Raw genomic sequence first — 16,472 nt, 5'->3', positions numbered from 1 at the left:
AATCAGCGGGGTATTTTTGTGTTCTTTTTAGTCTGTTTTATTTGATGTGTGTCCAGTCAATATGCTGTTCATTCTCATCGCGCATCTTGCCGCTGACAGTGAATTCCACTCCCACCCGGCAGGTCTGGCCGTCCATGTTTTCCATGGAGCGTATTTTCCCGGCATACCAGTAGGGCTTGAAGACTTTTTGCCGGAAGTTGAACATGAAGATGCTGATCAGCACGTCGTCGTCAATGTTGAATTTTGATTCCACCAGCATGGGGGAGGCACCCACCCCGATGCCGCCGTTGGAAATGTTGATGACCTGATTCTCCTCGTGTCCGGAGGAGCGGGGATCGTATGAATTGACAGCTAGGTCCGGTATGCGGTCTGCAAAAGATGTGTCGCTGGAATCTGCTCTGCCCAGCCAGAGTTTGACCCGGATGAACTGCTGGTCCACAACCCGTTTGCGTTTGTGTTTGCGGCGTTTGACCAGTTTGAATTTGGTGGGCGGGGTCAGGGTCATGCGTCCGCAGCCTTCATCGTCGCATTCAAGGGAGCTTATTCTGGCCCGGAAGGAATTTACTTTTCCGGCCATGCTCTTTTCCGGGGGGAACATCAGGATGAGTTCCGCCGGGGATGAGAGGCGGGCTATGCCATTTTCCTCAATGATTTCAAGGCGGATACGGTCCGGTTTGACTGCTGTGAGTACCGCCCGGCCCAGCACATCGTTATGCTCTACAGCTGCTGCAATATCCATGATGGTTCCGCTCTTCTGGAAAAAATGAACGAAATCCGTGGGGCCTTGCTGCTTGTTGTTTTTCTTTGGTTTCGGGCGCAGCAGCAGGTATCCGAAAACAGCAGCCAGCAGGGCTATGAGTCCCGCGGCCGCGAGGATCAGGTACAGGGATTCCTGCGGCAGGCCGGTGAGAAATTTTTCAACCGGGCCGATAAGTTGCGTCTGAATCTGTTTAATTATGGATTGAAAGTCGAAATTTTCCATTGTCAAAATTCCCATAGCGACTATTATTTACTGTGAAACTTTTTATACCATACATATATGTATGGTCAGTGGCTGTTTATTGTCAATGTTACCTAAATGCTGGACTATGGGAGTCTTTACGGATAATCCTCTCCCTTGCGTAGGGTTATTGGGTTTGCGTAGAACTCGTACCATGCGCGGGGCCATGGGGCCGCTTTTGTTATCAACCAATTGAAAAAACAGGGCTGTTATTAAATGCTCGAAAGAACATTTTGCCATCTCAAGGGAATAGGAAGCACTACGGAAGCCAAAATCTGGCAGGCTGGAGTAAATGACTGGGATGATATTCTAAACGGAGCTTCCACCACTCTTTCCGATGCTAAGATGAATGATCTGGAAAAAGGGTGCGGGGAATCAAAGCAGAAACTCCAAGAGAGCGACGCCATCTGGTTTGCGGATCGTCTTCCGGCTTCCGATCAGTGGCGGCTGTATTCCCATTTCCGCGACAACGTGGCCTATATAGATATTGAAACCACCGGGACCGATGCCCACAGTTGCGATATCACCACCATCGCCCTTTGGAACGGTGAGGATATTAAAACCTACGTACAGGGCAAGAACCTCTACGATTTTGAAGAGGAAATCGCCCGCTATCCGCTGATTGTGAGCTTTAACGGTAAATGCTTTGATGTGCCGTTTATTGAAAAATATTTCGGTATCAAGGTTGAGGCCGCCCATATTGATCTACGGTTTGTGTTCCGTTCGCTGGGCATTACCGGGGGACTGAAAGGGATTGAACGCTATTTCGGCATGGATCGCGGTGACGCTGAAGGATTGGACGGCTATTTCGCGGTTCTGCTCTGGAATGAATATGAAATGAACGGCGATGAGCGCGCTCTTGAAACCCTATTGGCCTACAACGTGCTCGACAGCGTGAATCTGGAAAATCTCATGATCAAAGGTTACAACCTGCACATAGAAAGATTTCCCCAGCACGGACTTGAACCTATTGCCGAGAAGATTGAACCGCTGAATCCTTTCAAGGCTCACCGTGAAGTTGTTGACGGCATCAGGGCCAAATATTCCGGCGAAGGATCTTTTAGAAGATTTTAAGATGCCTCCGGCGGCCAAAGAACCCTTTTGAAAAAGGGTTCTCTGGACTCTCCTAAAACTTTTAGTAAGCTTCGCTCCTATTGATGGAATTTTTTGCCTCTTAGGACTGTTTTCAAATTTGAAAGCAGTCCTTTTTTTGTTTATGGAAATATTTTTTTATTAAATAAAAATGATCTATTAGCTGTTTTTCTAGACTTTTTTGATACGTGTTTTTTGCACTTCTTAACATTTGGGAACGGTCTGTGCATTTCCTCCGGGCAGTAGGTAAAGCATGCCTTCATGATTTTAATATATGATGTTCGCAAGGAGTGTTGAGATGCAGGAACAAAGCACAGTTGAGATGGGTAGTATTCACCATGCATTCGTGGGTCCGGAGGAGATGGTCATAGATCCGTCACTATATTCTGACAGTCCGCTGCTCGCGGATGTGGACCGCATGAGCGATCCTTCGGTCAGGATTTCCGATTCCATGATCATGGGAATGGTGCTCAAATTTTTCTATTGTTATGTGCACAAGGGCGGTTTTGATAAATCCGTACCTCTTGAAGATGTAAGCAGGTTGTGTGAAATGTTCAGCCGCCATCGCAGTCTCAATGAGCCTGATGATGATATCGAGCTGATGAATTACCTGCGCCAGTGGTCTTTTTCCCTGCGCATGCTCGCGGACGTTACCAAGACCAGCCACATCATCCGCTCCATCGTGACTCAGAATATCGCTCCCAAGCTTCTTGAGCAGGACGAATACGTAGGTCTGGACATCGGTACCGGAACTGGAATCCTGCTTCTGGCCCAGCACATCCATGCCCGACGCAACGGTTTCAAGAATATCACCCTTTACGGCATTGAGTACGACAAGATGGTCGGCCTGCAGAGCTATAAGATTTTTAAGGAACTGGGAATCGCTGAAATTATTCTCGGTGATGCCCGTGATGCCAAGAACTACGCACCGCTGGCCAGCAAGGTTGTCACCTTTGTCTCCAACGAGACCGTAGCCGCTATGCACCAGCCTTTGCGCCGCGAACATTTTGTGTCCATCTGCAAGACCCTGTTCCGCACCCTCGGCAAGAATATCAAGGACGCGGCCTTTTTCCCCGAAGGACTTATCGCCTTTTGCAAGGATATGAATGTATCCGTATTGCTGGCTAAGAATACTGCATTTCAGGGACCCAAAGAATATCACGACATGAATCTGTTTCCGCAAGGCATCATAATCGAAGGGAATATCGTGCCCCTGCATGAACTCGGCGAAGAACTGCTGCCCTATCTTTCAGAATGGGCGCAGCGCAGGCTGCCGCGCAGGTGGTAGATTCAACGCTTTACACGACATCATAAATATATAATGATCCGCGCGCCTCGCAAGGGGCGCGCTTTTTTTATTTATGATGCCTCCGGCGGCTGGGGAAGGGGAACTTTTGGGAAAAGTTCCCCTTCCCCAGACCCCATCCCCTCAAAACTTTTTAGTTTGCTTCGCATATAGCTTATTAAAACGTTTTGGGATTCTTGCACTAGCTCTTAGGCGAGCGGTCTTCCGCGAGTCTTAGAGATAGCGACAGTGGAACAAACCCTTTTGGAAAAGGGTTTAAGGCCCCCGGCAGGGTCGCCGAAGGCAAAAAGGGAGTTTTGTTTTGGGCTTCGACCAATTTAATTTTGACATGCGCCTTGTTTCAGGCATTCGCAGTGTCGGGTACGAGGAACCTACCCCGGTGCAGCTGAAGGCTGTTCCTGCTGTGCTGGCGGGGCGCGATGTCATGGGCCTTGCCCAGACCGGGACCGGCAAGACTGCCGCTTTTGTACTTCCTGTGTTGCAGCGGTTGCTGGACGGGGAAGCGGAGAAGCGCGGTCCGGTGCGGGTGCTGGTTCTTTCACCCACCCGTGAGCTGGCTTTGCAGACTCATGAAAGTTTTATTGAGCTGGGACGGCAGACCGGAATCCGCAGTGCTGCGGTTTACGGCGGTGCAGGCATCGGCAAGCAGGCCAAGGAAGTCAAGAAGGTCACCGTGGTCAACGCCACTCCCGGAAGATTGCTTGACCTGCTGGAGCGCGGTGATCTTGATCTTTCGCAGGTGGATACGCTGGTTCTGGATGAAGCGGACCGCATGCTTGATATGGGTTTTATGGATGAGGTTGCAAATATTCTGGAGAAGCTGCCTGCCAAGCGTCAGAATTTAATGTTTTCTGCCACCATGCCCGATGAAATCGACAAGCTTTCCAAAAATATACTGCATGATCCCGAAGTTATCAGGGTAGCGGTAACGGTCAGCGCGGACGGGGTGTTTCACTACAGCTGTCCGGTTCCTTTGCATCTGAAGCAGAGTTTTTTGAAAGTGCTGCTCAATGAAATAGAATTCTCGCGGGTATTGGTCTTCGTACGTACCAAGCGTTGGGCCAGAAGGCTTGCCCAGCGGCTGGTAAAGTCCGGTTTGTCCGCTGCGGACCTGCACGGAGATCTTTCCCAGAGCAAGCGCAACCGGACCCTGAGCGGTTTTAAGTTCGGGGATTTCAAAGTGCTGGTCGCCACCGACCTTGCGGCACGGGGCATTGACTGCTCAAATATTTCTCACGTCATTAATTACGATATGCCGGACAATGTGGAGATTTTTGTCCATCGCACCGGGAGAACCGGACGAGCTGATGCCAAAGGGACGGCTTACACCTTTGTGGCTGATGAAGATAAGACCCGCCTTGCGGAAATAGAGGAAGCTCTCGGTTACGGACTGGAGCTTTTTTATCTGGATAAATTCAACTACAACGCGCCCAAGCCGGATTTTATTCCCGCTGATGAAAACAAGGGGCGTAAAAAACGTAACTCCCAGTCAAAAAAGTAATAGTTTTATATCCTTCGGCTCCATGGTAAAAGGAGCGGATAATACGGACATTGTAATGAAAAAATTTTGGATCACCACTTTAGGTTGCAAGATCAACCAGTATGAAAGCGAATCCGTGCGTGAACGCTGGCTGCGTATGGGCTATGAACAGGCCGAAAATGACGCCGAGGCCCATGAGATTGTTATCAACTCCTGCGCTGTGACTGCCGCGGCCCTGCGCGATCTGCGCCAGACCGTGCGCGGCATTAACCGCCGCAATCCCGAAGGTAAAATTATCATTGCCGGATGCGCGGCACAGGTTTTTGCAAAAGAACTGGCCGAACTTCCCGGAGTGGCCGATGTTATTCCGCAGGAACGCAAATTCGAGCTGCTCAAGCTTGAAGATCAGCCCGAAAAAAACGACGACACAACAATTTTCCAGCCTTTTGAGATCGATGATTACGAACGCTCAAGGGCGGTGGTTAAAGTGCAGGACGGCTGTTCCCACCGCTGTACTTACTGCATTGTACCCATCACCAGAGGGCCGAGCGTAAGCCGCGTGGCCGATGATGTTGTACGTGAAATAGCGCGGCTGCTTGAGGCTGGATTCCGGGAAATGATCATCAGCGGCATCAACTTAAGCCATTACGGGCGTGAGTTTGCTGAGAAGATAGATTTCTGGGATCTCATGGAGCGCATTGAGGATGAATTCGGCGTAGAATGGGCAGGGCGGGCGCGGCTGCGCATCAGTTCCCTTGAACCGGGCCAGCTTAAGGAACGGGCGTTGGAAATATTTTCCAAGTCCAAACTGATCTGTCCGCAACTGCATCTTTCCCTGCAAAGCGGTGACCGTCAGGTGCTTAAACGTATGGGCCGGGGCCATTACAAGCCTGAAGATGTGCTGGTCTTTCTGGATAAGCTTAAAGAGATCTGGCCTGTTTTCGGCCTTGGAGCGGATATTTTGACCGGTTTTCCCGGAGAAACCGAGGAAGAGTTCAAAAATACGCTTGAATTTTGCCGCAAACTGCCCCTATCTTATGCGCACGTTTTTCCGTACTCTATACGTCCGGGAACCGCAGCAGCTTCCATGAAAGGGCAGCTGGACGGGCCGACCAAAAAGGAACGGGGCCGGATTTTGCGTGAACTGGTGGAAGAAAAGAAGCAGGAATTCCTGCACAAAATTTCGGAAATGGACAGCTTGAAAGTCCTTTTCCAAAATAAAACAAAGGGCATCTGTGAATTCTATTCCACCTGCATTCTGGAAGAGGATTTTGCAGGCGAAGTGCCCCGCAAATTAGTAGAAGTAAAACCCGTAGCAGCCAAAGATGGCAGCCTGCAGGTAACAATAAAATAATATTTATTTCGGCGAAGCCCAATAAAAGGTTTTGGGATTCTTAAACCCTTTTGCAAAAGGGTTTAAGCCCCCGGAGGGTCGCCGAAGGCAAGGAGATTTCAATGCCCGTAAGTATGACCGGATTTGGTCGCGCTGAGACCACTGAAGACAAATGGAGCCATGTTTGGGAAATCCGCAGTGTTAATTCCCGTTTTCTGGACCTGAAATGGCGTCTGCCAAACTCCCTGCGCGGCTATGAATCCCGCTGGGAAAAGATTGTCCGCAAATACGGCTCCCGCGGCCGGGTGGACCTTTCCCTTAATCTGGAAGTTTTCAGCACCGAACTGCTGGGCATCAGCCTGAACCAGCTGCAGGCCAAGGCCATGATCGATCAGCTCAAGGGCATGGCAGCGGAAGACGGCGTGGAATTCACCCCGGATTACAACAGACTTTTCAACATCTCCGGCCTGTGGCGTGACGCTTCCAGCGAACCTGATCCGGCAATGGCAAAATCCATCAGCGCGGGTCTTGAAAAAGCTCTGGCTAACTGGAAGGAATCCCGAAAAGACGAGGGCGATGACCTCGTGCGTGACCTTGAAGAACGTTTTACCCTGCTCAAGGATTACACCGAGAAAGTTAAGGTCAAGATTCCTGAAATTCTTGAAACCAAGCGTGAAGCCCTGATCGAAAGAGTCAAGACCAACATGGAAAACCTGGGCGCGGAATATATTGAAGACCGCATGGTGCAGGAAGTTTCCATCCTGACCGACAAGCTGGATGTTTCTGAGGAAATCACCCGCCTTGACGCCCATCTTGAAAGAATTTTTGAGGTTCTGCGCGGTAACAAAGACGCCGGTAAGCGTCTTGATTTTCTGCTGCAGGAAACTTTCCGTGAAATCAACACCTGCGGTAACAAGTGTCAGGATTCCGAAGTGAGCAGAATTGTGGTCGAGTTCAAGGCTGAGCTGGAAAAATGCCGCGAACAGGTTCAAAATATTGAGTAATCCGGTACGATGCAGAAGCAGACATTATTAAATATCGGATTCGGTAACTATGTGGTTTCGAGTCGGGTAATCACCATCGTCAACCCTTCCTCCTCGCCCATGCGCAGACTGCGTGAGGATGCGAGACAGGAAGGGCGGCTGGTAGATGCCACTCAGGGCCGTAAAACCCGTTCCATCATTGTTACCGATTCCAACCATGTTATTCTTTCGGCAATTCAGGCGGAAACCATCGGACACCGCTATACTTCCGAGGAGGGTGAAAATGAGTGATGTTCTGATCCCGGAAAAAAAAGGGCAGGTGCTGGTTCTTTGCGCCCCGTCCGGTACCGGGAAAAGTACTCTGGTAAAAAAGCTGCGCGGCGAATTCCCGCAGATCGGATTTTCAATCTCCTGCACCACCCGCGAACCGCGTGAAGGGGAAGAGGACGGCAAGGATTATTTTTTCCTGAGTGTGGATGAGTTCAACGAAAAGCTGGAAGCCGGGGAATTCGCAGAATGGGCTGAGGTCCATGGTAATTTTTACGGCACCCCCAAAAAGCCGGTGGAAAAAATGCTCTTCAAGGGCATGGATATCCTGTTCGACATTGATTTTCAGGGCTGCATGCAGCTTATGGAGTCCATGCCTGACGGGATGTTCGTCTTTCTGATGCCTCCGTCTTACGGGGAGCTGCGTAAACGCCTTGAAGGCCGTAACACCGATACCGAACCGGTCATCAACCGCCGCATGCTCAATGCCATGAAGGAAATGGCTTCCGCACCGAAATTCGAGTACTGGATCGTGAACGACGATCTGGATAAGGCTTATGCGGAACTTAAGGCCATCTATCTTGCCGGAAAAAACCGTCCCTGCAGCAATCCGGGACTTCTTGAAAGTATTTTAAGTACATGGGAATAATTAATATGTCTGAATTAGTAGTTGCCCTTGATTTTAAAGATGCGCAGTCCGCCATTGAAATGGCTGAAAAAGTCCGTGGCGTGGCTCCGTGGGTGAAAATCGGCCTTGAACTTTTTTGTGCTGAAGGACCGGAGATTATTACCCGGTTCAAGGAAATGGGTTTCAAGGTTTTTGTGGACCTGAAATTTTTTGATATTCCCAACACAGTGAAAGGTGCGGTCCGTTCCGCCACCCGCGCCGGGGCTGATATGCTCAGTCTGCATGCTCTCGGCGGGGAACGCATGGCCATCGCCGCCCGTGAAGGGCGTGCCGAGGGCGCAAACGGCAGCGAAGGACCGCTGCTTATGGCGATTACCATCCTGACCAGCATGGACGAAGATGACATTCCCTTTCCGGTGCCTGACGGACTGGGGGCTGCGGTACTTGATCTGGCTCTGGGGTCATCTCAGGCCGGGCTGGACGGCGTGGTCTGCTCCGGGCTGGAAGTGCAAGCCATCAAGGAAAAATGCGGTAAGGATTTTCTGGCTCTTACTCCGGGTATCCGGCCCGCTTCTGTTTCCGATGACCAGCGCAGGGTGGTTACCCCGGCGCAGGCTGTTGAGCGCGGTTCCAACTTTCTCGTGGTCGGCAGGCCGATCACCGGGGCGGATGATCCGGCAGATGCCGCACGCAGGATTGTTGCTGAAATGAATTCATAAAAGGGGTTTATATGGCTGCCAACCGAATCACCGGGGTTTTTTCCTCCCAGACTGAATCCACAGTGGGAACCGGGACCACCACCCGCCAGACCGTGCAGAAGACCTATTGGTTTGTGCGGGAACTGGACAGCGGTGCTTTGGAAGTGCAGCCCCTGAACAGCAATAATGTTCCTTCCGGTCCCAAGCTCATGGTGGAGCGGGACAAGTTTCTGGATAATTACCACCCTGAACCGGAACATTTTGTGGAAGTTGTCCGGCCCAGCATGGAAGCTCTGGAAGGTTCCATACAGCGCGGGGAAGGGCATCGCGCCAGCGGCGAAAGCTACAGCGCGGAATATGAATTCGGGCATGCCATTGATGTGGACGAAGAAAATGTGCGGGCCAACTTCGGTCTCGGCCTGACCTACCTTGAACGTGGTGAGACCGGGCGCGCGGAGGATGTTTTCCGCAGGCTGGTTGGTATCGGGGCCATTTATGAACCGGAGCACAAGCACCTGTTCAATGATTTCGGTATAAACCTGCGCCGCAACGGCATGATTGATCAGGCCCTTGAGTATTACCACAAGGCTGAAGAACTCAGTAAACATGATGAAAACCTCTGCCTGAATATTGCCCGCGCTTATTATGAAAAGGGCGAATTTGCTAATTGCGTCAAGTACATCAAAAAATCCCTGCAGCTTAATCCTGAGCTGGAAGAAGGGATCATGTTCTGGTCTTACCTCAAGAACAACGGCTATATTTCTGCAGAGGAAGATGACCTTAATATTGATCTGGATGCTTTTGAGAAGAAGCAGCAGAAAGATGACGGGCCCATCGCAGGTCTTGATATTGATTTCTAGCCGAATCCACGGAGAGTATTTTGCCCAAAATCTGGAAGCTGCGCAGCGAGGAAGATTTACCTTCCTCCATCCCTGCTATTGCCGATGAACTCGGTATCACCGAACTTCTTGCGGAAATTCTCTGGCATCGCGGTTTTCAGAGCCGCGAGGATATGAATCTTTTCCTTTCTCCGGGGTTACGCAACCTCTGCAAACCAACTGAGATTCCCGGTCTTGAGCTTTCCGCACAGGTCATTGCCGACGGCCTTGCCCAAGGCAAAAAAATGGCTGTCTGGGGCGACTACGATGTGGACGGGGTGACCTCCACCGCTGTGGTCAAAACCTTCCTCGCCGATCGCGGCTATGAGTGCGAACATTACCTGCCCAACCGTCTTGAGGAAGGGTACGGCCTCAATGTGGAAGGCATCAAAAAATTGCATGAACAGGGCATCGACCTGCTTTTGACCGTGGATTGCGGCATCACCAACAATGCTGAAATCGCTGCTGCCAACGAGCTGGGCATGACCGTTGTTGTTTCCGACCACCACCTGCCCGGTGAGGAACTGCCTCCGGCTGCGGCCATCTGCAATCCCCGTCTGACAGAATACAACGGTGAAACTTTCGAAGACTGCCAGTGCGCCACCCTTGCCGGGGTGGGCGTGGCGTTCATGCTCATGGCGCAGGTCAACAGGCTGCTGCCCGGTGATCCGGCGGATGTGCGTGCTTATCTTGATTTTGTGGCTCTCGGAACCATTGCTGATGTGGTTGAACTTCAAGGGCCGAACCGTATTCTGGTCAAGAACGGGTTGCTGCTGCTCAAAGAAGCCAAGCGTCCCGGACTGGCTGCACTCAAAGTGGCCAGCGGATACGATATGTTTGCGGCCATCGGGGCCGGACAGGTCGGTTTCGGGCTGGCTCCGCGCATCAATGCTTCAGGCCGCATGGGCGATCCGGGCCGGGCGTTGCAGCTGCTCATGGCTGAGGACATGGAGACCGCAAGGCCTATTGCCAAGGTGTTGGACGAACTGAACTCCGAACGTCGGGCCGAGGAAGAACGAATTTTACATGAAGCCATCGCGCAGGCCGAAGAGCACATCAAGCGTGACAAGCGGGCCGGGCTGGTGCTTTATTCCAAAAACTGGCATCCGGGCATCATCGGAATTGTGGCTTCGCGGGTGGTGGAAAGATTCTACCGCCCCACGGTCATGCTCTGCGAAGAGGACGGGGTGGTCAAAGGCTCAGCCCGTTCCATCAAGGAATTTCATATTCACGAAGGGTTGACCACCATGTCCGAGTTGTTCCTCAATTTCGGAGGACACAAGCTGGCTGCGGGGATGTCTTTCAAGTCCGACCTGCTTTCCGAGTTCCGGGAGCGTTTTGATCAGGCGGTAATTGACAAGATCGGTTCAGATCCGCTCAAGGCATCGCTCAAAGTGGACCGCGAACTGCCGCTGGAAAATATTGATTACGTGCTGCTTAAGGAGCTGGAACTCATGCAGCCTTTCGGCATGGGTAACCCGGAGCCGGTCTTCACCACCCCTCCGGTGGAAGTTCTTGAACGTCGCCCCATGGGCAAGGCCCACGTGAAGCTCACTGTCACCGATACTGAAAAGACCCGCAAAATGCCCGCCAAAGCATGGCGCATGGCCGAAGAGCTCGGTTCAGAACTAATCGGCAAAACCATGCGTTTCGCCTTCTCGCCCAAGATCGACAAGTTTAACGGGATTCCTACTATTGAGCTTACTATTCGTGATTACACGCGAAGAAGGAAGAAATGATTTGATGCACTTCGTGCTGTTTGACGAACAGATTTCGCCTCCGGCGGCCAAAGGGGATAATCCCCTTTGGAATCCTTAGTAGGGGCTAATTTTTATTTAGCTCAACCTTTCAATATCAATAAACTCCGTCGTCGCTGTATGGACCCGGAAACTGTGCCCGTTGATTTCGATCAGTGGGGTTCCCAGCGGGATTTCCAAAGTCTGGCGGCTGACCACTTTGGGGCGGCTGCCGCCTTCCAGATAGCGGATTTCAAAGAGAATAGTCATTCCTTTTTTACCCACAAATCTGATCACATAATGGTGTTCGGAACCCGGCAGGACGCTGGTTCTGACCACTTTTTTGAATTTGAGTTTTCGCGGGCTTATTTCTGCCTGAATCTTTTTGAACACATCTTTCCTGTTTGTAGGCAGGAACATGGTTTTGGAAAGGGTACCGTCCTTTTTGAGGGTGCCGTAAAAAGAATCGAGCAGGATTGCGCCGCCAGGCAGGGCAGATTCCATCAGTTCGTAAGTGACGTCGGGGTAGCCGTTCACGGTCTGGGGCGGGTTCTGGTCCCTTGTCAGGAGCATGATCTTGAAATCCCGCGCGGCCTGTATTTTGGGCAGGGTGATGATCTCCTCGTCATATTGCAGGAAACGCAGGATATCCGCTCCGGCAGGGTAGGATATGCGTGTTCCCACGGGCATGGACTGGGAGCGGACCTTGCGCACTTTGCGCTGGTCCGGCTGGCGGGTCAGCTTAATGTGCAGGCGGACTTCCTTTTTGCCCAGCGGAGCCTTTTCCTTGGCTACTTCCTCCGGAAGGGGCGGCGCGGGCGGTATGACCAGTTTCGGCTGTTTTTTACAGCCGGGCAGGACACATATCAGGGCTATGATGAGTGCGGGAAACAGCCGCTTGATTTTATGATCCGAAATTATCCATGGCATATTGAATCCGTTGGTTTTCTGTGTGCAGGTCCTGATGGATTTTATCGATTGCGTCCAGCCTGTGCTGCAACCCGCATCTGTTGGCTACCTGAATGGCCAGCCCCGGACGGGCGTTGAGTTCAAGGATCAGCGGTCCCATATTTTTATCCAGTACAATATCTACGCCGAGGTAACCCAGCCCGGTTACGCTGTAGCCCAGTGCGGATTGTTTGAGCAGTTTCGGCCAGTCCGGGATGCTTACCCCGGCAACGGGATGCAGGGTGTCCGGGTGATGGGTGCAGTTGTCGTTCTTCCAGACTGCGCTGGTGGTCATACCTGTGCGCATATCTATTCCGCAACCCATGGCACCCTGATGCAGGTTGGCTTTGCCGTCGGATTCCCGGGTGGGCAAGCGCAGCATGGCCATGACCGGAACACCTTTGTAGACGATGATGCGGATGTCCGGCACGCCTTGATATGCAATGTTCTTGAAGACCGGAGAGAACTGAACGCAATATTCAATCATGGCCTTGTCCGGCATGCCGCCGAGACTGTACATGCCGCTCAATATATTGGAAATGTGGAAGGAAATAGCTTCTTCCGCCACCAGTGAATCATCCGGTTTGCGGAAGCGCGGTCCCAGCTTCCCGGTGATGACCAGAATTCCGTTGCCCCCGGCACCGCGTGCGGGTTTGACCACAAAAGAATCGTGTTTTTGCAGCAGCTGCGGGAGTTTTTTCAGCTCATGCTGGGCCTGAAACACGCCGTAGAGTTCCGGTACGTTCAGTCCGGCGGACTGGGTTAATTCCTTGGTGGTGATCTTGTCATCCACCAGCGGGTAGAGCTTGCGCGGATTGTTGGGCAGCACGTAGGCCCCGTTGCGCGCATTGAGGCCCATGACCCCGAATTCTTTCAGTTTAGCGAACCAGCCCATCTCAGCCCTCCTTGAGGAATGCCCGGAAGCGGATCAGGTCCATCAACCTGAATCCGGTGTAGCGGCCGATCATCAGGGTCAGGGCCAGCAGCACGAGGAAGAGTTCCGGGAAGACGAAGATGAGGTGTTCGATGAACAGGTTGCTCATGGCGATATAAGCCAGTACGGCCACGGCCATGGAGCCGATGCATTGCTGGATGGCCTTTCCGGCACCCAGCTCATCCCACATTACCGATATCCGTTCGATGGTCATACTCAGGATGACCATGGGGAAAAGGCTGACCGAAACACCGCGCGGGAATCCCAGCTTGAAACTGATGATACTGATCCCGGCCATGAGCAGCACAACCACGATGAGCACACAGGCCAGTCGCGGAACCAGCAGCAGTTTGAGGTGTTCAAGGTATAAGCGGACAGCCAGTCCGAGGATGATGACGATGGAGAAGAGGCAGAGTCCCCAGAGTAATTGTGTCTCGCGGAACGAAAGGGCGATGAGCACGGGCATGAATGTCCCGAAGGTGGTGATGCCGATGACATTGCGCAGGAAAACCAGCAGCAGCACCCCGATGGGAATAAGCAGGATGACCCGGTAGGTGGCCTGTGCCTGTACCGGCAGGTTGAACAGGGAAAATTCCAGTATGGTCGGCGCGGTGACAGCAAGACGGTCCACCACATTACCAAGGGCACTGACCGTTGCCGGAACCACGGAAAGGGTTACATTCAGGTTTTTGCCGCCGCTGACAGTAGCCAGAGGGGCATTGCCGCGCCACCAGGTAACGAAGTTCACCGGGGTGCCGAAAGTCCCTTTGGTCACATCGAACATGTGCCACTTGTCGTTGTGATAAAGTTCCAGCCAGTGTTTGATTGCCGCATTTGTTGAGGTGATCAGGGTGATGCCGTGTACCGACTGGGCCGGAATTCCGGAAAAATGAAGCAAACGTACAGCCATATCTACAGTGCCCAGTGTGTTTTCATTGTCGCGGAGCAGGTAGGCTGCGTCCTGATGGGCTTTAGGTTTCATAAGCCTTTTCATGAGTTGGGGCACGAAGGTTTCTATATCTGCTGATTCGCTGCCCACTTCGGTAATCAGGGAGTTGGCGGCTACCTGTTCCGCTTCAGTGAATTGCGGATCACTGAGCGTGGGGATTTCCACGGGATGAACCCAGCTTTCTTCTCTGTGTGTTTTTTTAGGTCTGAGGCGTGCTGAATAGAAGAGGTCCTGTTTGGATTTGGCTGTGCGTCTGGACCAGATGGCGATGATGTTTTCAGCATTCTTTTCCTGCTGCAGGGTGCCGTCCGCCAATTGCAGAGCGTGGAGCAGGCCGTAATCATCCCCGATGAAATATTCATCAGTAACAGTGTATCCGGGCAAGCGGTTCAGGGTCTGCAGGGTTGCTTTGACCGGGCTCCCTTCGGCCTCAAAGGAGACGTGGGCTTCCACGTTCCATATTTCAGTCTGTTCTTCGGCTGTAAGAGGAAAGCCGAGTACAAAGGCTTTGTAGCTGAATATGCCCAGTCCCAGACAAAGCAGCAGGGCGACAATAATTTTAAGCTGTATAGAATTCATAATAATACTCCCGGCAGCCTATTTTGCAGGCAGGCTGAGGCGGTGATGGCGTGAAGAATCAATGAGGATGCCGTGGCGCAGTTCTTTGCGGCCAATGAGCATTTTGTACGAGAAATTGCTGCGGTCGGTCAGGTTGACAAAGGCTTCGAATTTTCTGGAACCGATTTGAAGCTGTACCGGAATGACAGGTCTGCGCTGGTAGCCGGAAGGGCGTTTCTTGATGCGCACGATCCGGGCATAGGGGCAGGTTATGCGCTGGTTTTTTCCGTGCTGGTCGGTGATGGTGAATGATACTTTTTTGCTCTTTTTATTGATCACAATGTCGGTGGCATGCAGGGAAGAGCTGTCGGCCCCGGTATCCATTTTGGCTTCCATAATGATCGGGGCATCGCGGTCCCAGACTTTGATGGAGACGTTTTCTATATACCCGGCAATGATGTGTTTATTATCTGCGGATTTGTCAGCGGAAACACAGGCGGGGCTTAATATCAGTAAGAAAAGTAGTGAAATGATTGGTATATTCAGGCGCATTGTAATTCTCCGTAAACCCGACCCTGGCAAAGCTCTGCAACAATAAAGCTTAAAGGTCAAGGGGCCATTTTGCTGGGAATAGCATGCTGAAACGGCGTTGTGCCAGTGAATGTAAGGGGTAAAACAGCACAGTTTCTCAGGTCTTAAATTCTGTCTATGGGTTTATGGGTTTTCTATTTACCCTCCGTTTTGTGTTGACAACCGGGAAGTGATTTGTAATTAAATGCGTTCGATGAAAATGAGAACGAAAATCGTTCTCGAAAATATATTAGGAGTAAATTGATGATGAAAAGAATTATTTTAGCGATGGCCTTTGTTCTGGCCTTTACTTCTGTTGCTTCCGCCCATGATATGTGGCTGGAGAAAAAGGGTCGCAAGGCCCATCTGATGTATGGTCATCCCGGTGCTACCGATCCATATCCCATCAGCCGTATTACGGCTCTCACCGGGATTAACGAAAATGGCTGGAAAACAGCTCTTGAACCTGTTTACAACAAGGGTGAAGCCTATGCATGGCTCGATGATGTCTACACCATGCTCACTGTCGAGTTCGATAACAAGTACTGGTACCACACAGAAGAAGGCGGCTGGCAGAATTTTGAGCTTCCCAGACAGGTTTGCGGCAAAATTATCGATGAAGGCCGTTCCTACAAGCTTTCCAAAACCATCCTCAGCTGGACTCCCGGCATGGATAAACCCATCGGACAGCGTGCGGAAATCGTGCCTCTCAAAGACCCCACCAAACTCAAGGAAGGGGATATCCTTCCGGTCATGATGTACTACGAAGGCAAGCCCATGCCCGCAGCAGGTGCCCGTATCTCCACCACCTCCGACCGCAACATTGAACATCCCGAGCTGGTAAACCTCAAAAACTCCAAGCCTATCAACGTAAAGATTGGTCCTGCTGGCCGTCAGGTCATCATCGGTAAGTATGAAAATCGCCTCGATGATACCCGTCGCGTCTGGTACGCATTCTCCCTGACCTTCAGGACTACCAAATAGATAGTATAATTAATTGGACGTAGCTTGATTGATTTGCCTCTCCCGGACGGGTGTCCGGGGGAGGTTTTTTTTGGTTTTTTATAAAAAGATAAAAAAGCATTGTTATAAAAAAGAGTTAAAGGCTCCTC

16 protein-coding genes are annotated in these 16,472 nt (G+C 51.5%); 11 read left to right on the top strand and 5 right to left on the bottom strand.

The genetic code is table 11. From position 1 onward, the window contains the following. Positions 1-37 precede the first annotated feature (37 nt). Positions 38-982, bottom strand: a complete 945-nt coding sequence (locus FMR86_RS03480; protein WP_163349688.1) for a PilZ domain-containing protein — start codon at positions 980-982, stop codon at positions 38-40. Between the two features lie 234 nt (positions 983-1,216). On the opposite strand from FMR86_RS03480, the gene FMR86_RS03475 reads away from it, so the two are divergent. The 10 genes from FMR86_RS03475 (at position 1,217) to recJ (ending at position 11,404) form a co-directional block, all read left to right on the top strand. Next, the gene (locus FMR86_RS03475; RefSeq protein WP_163349687.1) at positions 1,217-2,074 is read left to right on the top strand and encodes a ribonuclease H-like domain-containing protein; all 858 of its coding nucleotides are present in this window, start codon (positions 1,217-1,219) and stop codon (positions 2,072-2,074) included. Between the two features lie 316 nt (positions 2,075-2,390). Then, positions 2,391-3,380 carry a class I SAM-dependent methyltransferase gene (locus tag FMR86_RS03470; RefSeq protein ID WP_163349686.1) on the top strand — a complete coding sequence of 330 codons (990 nt, stop codon included), beginning with the start codon at positions 2,391-2,393 and terminating at the stop codon, positions 3,378-3,380. Positions 3,381-3,699: 319 nt separating this feature from the next. Then, the gene (locus FMR86_RS03465) at positions 3,700-4,899 is read left to right on the top strand and encodes a DEAD/DEAH box helicase (RefSeq protein WP_163349685.1); all 1,200 of its coding nucleotides are present in this window, start codon (positions 3,700-3,702) and stop codon (positions 4,897-4,899) included. A gap of 55 nt (positions 4,900-4,954) precedes the next feature. Next, positions 4,955-6,232 (top strand): tRNA (N(6)-L-threonylcarbamoyladenosine(37)-C(2))-methylthiotransferase MtaB, encoded by a 1,278-nt coding sequence (gene mtaB, locus FMR86_RS03460; protein WP_163349684.1) that lies wholly within the window; start codon positions 4,955-4,957, stop codon positions 6,230-6,232. Positions 6,233-6,333: 101 nt separating this feature from the next. Then, positions 6,334-7,215 carry a YicC/YloC family endoribonuclease gene (locus FMR86_RS03455; RefSeq protein WP_163349683.1) on the top strand — a complete coding sequence of 294 codons (882 nt, stop codon included), beginning with the start codon at positions 6,334-6,336 and terminating at the stop codon, positions 7,213-7,215. A 9-nt stretch (positions 7,216-7,224) separates the two neighbouring features. Beyond that, the gene (locus FMR86_RS03450) at positions 7,225-7,485 is read left to right on the top strand and encodes a DUF370 domain-containing protein (protein ID WP_163349682.1); all 261 of its coding nucleotides are present in this window, start codon (positions 7,225-7,227) and stop codon (positions 7,483-7,485) included. Beyond that, the gene (gmk, locus tag FMR86_RS03445; protein WP_163349681.1) at positions 7,478-8,110 is read left to right on the top strand and encodes a guanylate kinase; all 633 of its coding nucleotides are present in this window, start codon (positions 7,478-7,480) and stop codon (positions 8,108-8,110) included. Before FMR86_RS03450 ends, gmk begins: the two co-directional genes overlap by 8 nt. A 5-nt stretch (positions 8,111-8,115) precedes the next feature. After that, positions 8,116-8,808 (top strand): orotidine-5'-phosphate decarboxylase, encoded by a 693-nt coding sequence (gene pyrF / locus FMR86_RS03440; RefSeq protein WP_163349680.1) that lies wholly within the window; start codon positions 8,116-8,118, stop codon positions 8,806-8,808. A gap of 11 nt (positions 8,809-8,819) precedes the next feature. Beyond that, positions 8,820-9,647, top strand: a complete 828-nt coding sequence (locus FMR86_RS03435) for a lipopolysaccharide assembly protein LapB (protein WP_163349679.1) — start codon at positions 8,820-8,822, stop codon at positions 9,645-9,647. Between the two features lie 20 nt (positions 9,648-9,667). Continuing rightward, the gene (gene recJ, locus FMR86_RS03430) at positions 9,668-11,404 is read left to right on the top strand and encodes a single-stranded-DNA-specific exonuclease RecJ (protein WP_163349678.1); all 1,737 of its coding nucleotides are present in this window, start codon (positions 9,668-9,670) and stop codon (positions 11,402-11,404) included. A gap of 96 nt (positions 11,405-11,500) precedes the next feature. Here the strand turns inward: recJ and FMR86_RS03425 are convergent, their stop codons facing one another. From FMR86_RS03425 to FMR86_RS03410, 4 genes are read right to left on the bottom strand one after another with little or no spacing between them, the layout of a single operon-like run. Next, entirely contained in the window at positions 11,501-12,331 is an 831-nt protein-coding gene (locus FMR86_RS03425; protein ID WP_163349677.1) for a hypothetical protein, read from the bottom strand. Further along, a complete protein-coding gene (locus tag FMR86_RS03420) occupies positions 12,306-13,244 on the bottom strand; it encodes an alpha-L-glutamate ligase-like protein (RefSeq protein WP_163349676.1) in 939 nt (312 codons plus the stop codon). The genes FMR86_RS03425 and FMR86_RS03420 overlap by 26 nt, the downstream gene beginning before the upstream one ends. Position 13,245: 1 nt before the next feature. Then, complete coding sequence (locus FMR86_RS03415) at positions 13,246-14,811, bottom strand: inactive transglutaminase family protein (protein WP_163349675.1); 1,566 nt, start codon at positions 14,809-14,811, stop codon at positions 13,246-13,248. Positions 14,812-14,829: 18 nt separating this feature from the next. Beyond that, entirely contained in the window at positions 14,830-15,342 is a 513-nt protein-coding gene (locus FMR86_RS03410; RefSeq protein WP_163349674.1) for a RimK/LysX family protein, read from the bottom strand. A 282-nt stretch (positions 15,343-15,624) separates the two neighbouring features. Between FMR86_RS03410 and FMR86_RS03405 the strand changes: the two genes are divergently transcribed. Next, complete coding sequence (locus tag FMR86_RS03405) at positions 15,625-16,344, top strand: DUF4198 domain-containing protein (protein WP_163349673.1); 720 nt, start codon at positions 15,625-15,627, stop codon at positions 16,342-16,344. The last annotated feature ends 128 nt before the right edge of the window (positions 16,345-16,472 follow it).

Origin of the sequence: Desulfovibrio sp. JC010, from assembly GCF_010470675.1 — a bacterium.
Classification (GTDB): domain Bacteria; phylum Desulfobacterota; class Desulfovibrionia; order Desulfovibrionales; family Desulfovibrionaceae; genus Maridesulfovibrio.
The sequence above is the reverse complement of the archived record's forward strand: the minus strand, read 5'-3'. Positions and strand labels throughout refer to the sequence as shown.